We start from the raw sequence: 4,361 nt of genomic DNA on the forward strand, positions 1-4,361 counted from the left end.
GCCCGGCCGGAGCGCTCCGGCCGGGCCCGGGGTGTGGTGACGGGCGGTGCCGTCAGGGACGGGTCAGCGGGTGACCCAGGTCCGCTTCGTGATCGAGGACCAGTGCACGGTGTAGCCGTTGGAGAACTGCTGGCGCACCTCGGAGCCGTAGCGGTACTCGTCCGTGGCGGGATAGCCGTAGCCGCGCTCGTAGCCGGCGGCCGTCCACCTCTGCCCGATGGCGCTGTTCTCCTTGACCACCCTCGCCCCGGTGCGGGGGCTCCAGAGGACCTTGTGCACGGTGGTGCCGCTGCGGAACACCTGGTAGGCGCCGCCGCCGACGAGCCCGCCGCGCTCCTGACCACTGGGGTAGCCGTAGCCGCGCTCGTACCCAGCGGCGGCGTACTTCTGGCCGATGGCGCTGTTGAAGCGCACCGGCCAGGCATCGGTGGCGGCGCTCCAGTAGAAGGTGGTGCTGTTGGCGAAACTCTGCAGGGCGCCGCCGCCCACCAGTCCGCCGCGCTCGTTCATGGTGGGGGCGCCGAACACGGCGGCCCCGCCGAGGGCGCGGTACTGGATGCCGATCCCGCCGCGCACCGCGTACCCGGCGGAGGTGATCGGCGCGAGGGAGGGCTTGGGAGCAGGGGCCGGAGCAGCTCCCACCGTGGAGCGGGCGTCCGCCGGGGTCCTGCCGTCGCCGTAGCCGTAGGAGGTGACCGTGCCGACCAGCTTCCAGCCCTGCTTGTTCCCCGCCAGCTGCCCGTCCACGTAGGTCAGGCCGATGCCGATGACCGTCATCTTCGGATCGGTGAGCACCTTGTTGTGCGCCGTGGAACCCTTCCACCAGGTCATCAGGTCCGATACCCGGCCCTGCCACGAGACCGCGTGGATCTCACCGGCGTGCTTCCAGGCGCCGGCCCGGGAGTCCCTCAGGAACGTGTCGGTGTGGTCGATGACCTCGTGGCGGACCAGGCGGTCGGACTCGCCCTGGGCGATCCCCGACACCGTGGCGGAGTACTTCACCGGGGCGAGGCCCTTGGCCTTGCGGTGGGCGTTGATCAGCCCCAGCAGCTGCTGGGCATCGGCCGAGCGGGTGCTCGAGGAGACGTTGACGATGTCCGAGGCGGCCGCGGCGGCCGGGGCCGCCGTGAGGATCCCGGTGGCGGGGACCGCCAGGGCGAGGGCCGCCGCGGTCAGTGCCAGACGGCCGGGGGTGCGCGCGGGGGCGCGGTGCTTGGCGGAGTTCATCGGGTGACCCAGGTCCTCTTCGTGGTGGTCGAGTAGTGCACGGTGAAGCCCTTGGAGAACTTCTGGCGGACCTCGGTGCCGTAGCGGTACTCGCCGGTGGCCGGGTAGCCGTAGCCGTGCTCGGAGCCGGCGGCCTGCCACTCCCGGCCGATCGCGCTGTTCTCCTTCACGGCGTGGGCGCCCACGCCGGGGCTCCAGAGGACGATGTGGACGTCGTTGCCGTTGCGGAAGACCTGGTAGGCACCGCCGCCCGTGAGCCCGCCGATCTCGCGGGTGCTGGGGTAGCCGAAGCCGTTCTCGTGGCGGTGGGCCACGAACTTCTGGCCGATGGCACCGTTGAAGTTCACGGGCCACGCCTGGGTGGCAGAGCTCCAGTAGAAGGTGGAGCCCTTGGAGAACCGCTGGTAGACGCCACCGTTGACCAGCCCGCCGCGCTCGTTCATGCTCGGGGTGCCGAAGACCGAGGAGCCGCCGAGAGCCCGGTACTGGATGCCGATGCCGCCCTTCACGGAGTACCCGGCCGGCTGGACCTGGGGGGAGGATCCGGACGGGGCCCGGCCACCGATGGGCTTGTAGTAGCGGTTGCGCACCAGGTCCTGGAGCTGCGCTGCGCTGCCGCGGTAGACGTTGGCGTCGATGCCCTCCTTGAAGCCCTTGTCCGTGTACTGCCAGATGTCGTACGTGGTCCAGCCGGCCGGGTACACGATCGGCGAGGTCACGCCGTAGGAGGCGATGTGCATCGGGTGGTCGTTGAACGCGGTGGAGTTGCCGGTGCAGTCGTTCCACCAGTAGGCCCCGGTGTAGATGGCAGGCAGGCGGCCGGTGCGGGCCTTGTACCGGTCGGAGAAGGCGCGGATCCAGCTCACCATCTGGGCGGGCGTCTTGTTGTAGCAGACGTCCCCATAGGGGTTGTCCTCGAGGTCCACCAGCCCGGGCAGCGTCTTACCGTCCGCTGTCCAGCCGCCGCCGTTGGCGATGAAGTAGTCCGCCTGGGCGGCTCCGGAGGAGGTTTCCGGGTTCGCGAAGTGGTAGGCGCCGCGGTACATGCCGACCGCCCCCGCCCCTACGTACTGGGCGTTGAAGGAAGGGGACTTGTAGTAGGAGCCCTCCGTCGCCTTCACATAGGCGAACCGGGAGCCCTGATTCCACAGACTCGACCAGTTGAGGTTCGTCTGCCAGTTGGAGACGTCCGTGCCCTTGATGCCGGCCGGCGCCCACGCCGCGGCGGCGCCGCCCAGCGCGTCGGCCGACGCGGCCCCGCCGACGGGCTCCTCCGCGCCGGATCCGCCGTCCAGCTCCGCGGCGGTGCGTGCGGAGCTCGCGGCCAGCTGCTCGAAATGGGTCTCGGACTTGGCCCACTGGCCCAGTACGGCGCCACCGGACGCGCTGCCCGCGTCGGGCCGGGTGCCGGCGAGCGCAGGGTCCGGGAGGATGCTCTCTCCCGAGGCCGCGTCCACGAGGGTGGAGACGATCTCGCCGTCGGACTGCACGACCTTGGAGACCAGGTTGCCCTGGTGCTCGGCCGAGAGGGTGGTGGGGGCGGCCTCTTCCGCGGCCGCCGTGGGGGTCAGTGTGGTGATGGCCAGCACCGCTGCCGTGAGGGCAGCGGGCAGCGTCAGTCGGGGGGTTGCTTTCACGCTGGAACGCCTAACTCGCATGGATCGTTGGGGGAACGACTCGCATGGGCCATGGGGATGGGGGGAAGATCCTCTGGAGCCTCGTCGAGTATAAAGGCGCATTTGCATAAACAATCAATAACGGAACGGCGTGTTACGACGGCGTAGGGCTGTCCTGCCGCGGACGCGTCGACCGTCCCGCAGGGTCCGGGCGGATACGATGAACCGGGACTCGACCCCTGAGGAGAACCATGGCCCCCACGCGCATTCTGACGGTCTGCACGGGCAACGTCTGCCGCTCGCCCATGGCGGCGGTGGAGCTCGACCACGGTCTCAACGAGATCTCACCGGGTGGTTTCGCGGTGACCAGCGCCGGGATGCACGCGCTGGTGGACCAGGGCTTCGAGGAGCGGGTGGGCCGGCTGGCCTCCGACCGCGGCCTGGAGGCCGCTGCCGCGCACCGGGCCCGGCAGGTCGGCCCGGAGATCCTGCGGGACGTCGACCTGGTGCTCGTGATGGCCAGGGAGCACACCCAGCCGCTGCTCCAGCAGGCGCCGCGGCTGCTCAAGAAGGTCTTCACCCTCCGGGAGTTCGCCCGCATCCTGCAGTACGTCTCCACGGACGCGGAGCTGGACGCCGCCGTGCCGGCGGACCGCGCGGAGCGGTGGGCCTGGCTGGTCCGGCAGGCGCCGCGGCTGCGCCAGCGGGTGCCGGTGCGCCACCCCGAGCGCAACGACGTCGTCGACCCCTACCGCCAGGAGGACGCGGTGCTCCAGCAGATGGCGGACGAGCTGTTCGAGGCCACGGACGCGGTCCTCGCGTGGGAGCGGCGGTACGCGCTGCGCCACCGGGCGGGCGAGGCGACGAGCGCCGCGGCCGGCTGAGCCGCCGCGCGATCCGGCACGGAGGCCGGGCGGCCTGCGGAGCCGTCGCCCGGGGAGGGACGGTCCGGCGCGGCCGGCTCACGCACCGGGGGCCCGGCAGCGGTCGAAGGTCTCCCGGGCCACCGACCAGGAGGTCTTGCCGATCTCGAAGTGGTCCGTGAGCATGTAGACCCCGACCCAGCGCTGATAGGTCCACGCCCGGTCGAGGAGACCGGGATCCTCCGGGCCCGTGTAGCGCTCGTACACGGCCCGGACGAAGTCCTGGCCGTACTCGTGCAGCTCGGCGAAGTCCACGGCCGGGTCCCCGACGCACATGTCGCTGAAGTCGATGACCCCGAGGCGCCCGGCGGCCTCGTCCCAGAGCAGGTGCCGGCTGTAGACGTCGTTGTGGACGAACACCCGGGGCAGGTCCGCGCGGAGGAGGTCGTCGACGTCGGCGAGGATCTCCTCGACCTCGGCCAGCTCCCCGGGCGTCAGCACGTCCCGGAGGTGGGCCTCGACCCCCTGGCGGACTCCCCGCTGGTCCTCGGCCAGACAGGACGCCGGCACCCGCTCCAGCGGTGTCCCGGCGACCGGAGCGGTGTGCAGGGCGGAGAGGAAGCCGGCCAGCTGGGTCGTGAGCTCCTCGCGCTCG

4 protein-coding genes are annotated in these 4,361 nt (G+C 71.4%); 1 reads left to right on the forward strand and 3 read right to left on the reverse strand.

Annotated elements, in window-relative coordinates:
- Positions 1 to 63: 63 nt before the first annotated feature.
- Both RIF68_RS28595 and RIF68_RS28600 read right to left on the reverse strand, forming a co-directional pair.
- Complete coding sequence (locus tag RIF68_RS28595) at positions 64 to 1,227, reverse strand: CAP domain-containing protein (protein ID WP_309054184.1); 1,164 nt, start codon at positions 1,225 to 1,227, stop codon at positions 64 to 66.
- Entirely contained in the window at positions 1,224 to 2,864 is a 1,641-nt protein-coding gene (locus RIF68_RS28600) for a GH25 family lysozyme (RefSeq protein WP_309054185.1), read from the reverse strand. Before RIF68_RS28600 ends, RIF68_RS28595 begins: the two co-directional genes overlap by 4 nt.
- Positions 2,865 to 3,094: 230 nt before the next feature.
- Here RIF68_RS28600 and RIF68_RS28605 point away from each other — a divergent pair, with 230 nt between their 5' ends.
- Complete coding sequence (locus RIF68_RS28605; RefSeq protein WP_309054186.1) at positions 3,095 to 3,727, forward strand: hypothetical protein; 633 nt, start codon at positions 3,095 to 3,097, stop codon at positions 3,725 to 3,727.
- 78 nt (positions 3,728 to 3,805) lie between these two features.
- On the opposite strand, the gene RIF68_RS28610 is transcribed toward RIF68_RS28605, so the two are convergent.
- A partial coding sequence (locus RIF68_RS28610; RefSeq protein WP_309054187.1) for an aminoglycoside phosphotransferase family protein occupies positions 3,806 to 4,361 on the reverse strand: 556 nt, incomplete at its 5' end.

The sequence above is a fragment of the Streptomyces sp. genome (genome assembly GCF_031178505.1).
Classification (GTDB): domain Bacteria; phylum Actinomycetota; class Actinomycetes; order Streptomycetales; family Streptomycetaceae; genus Streptomyces; species Streptomyces gulbargensis.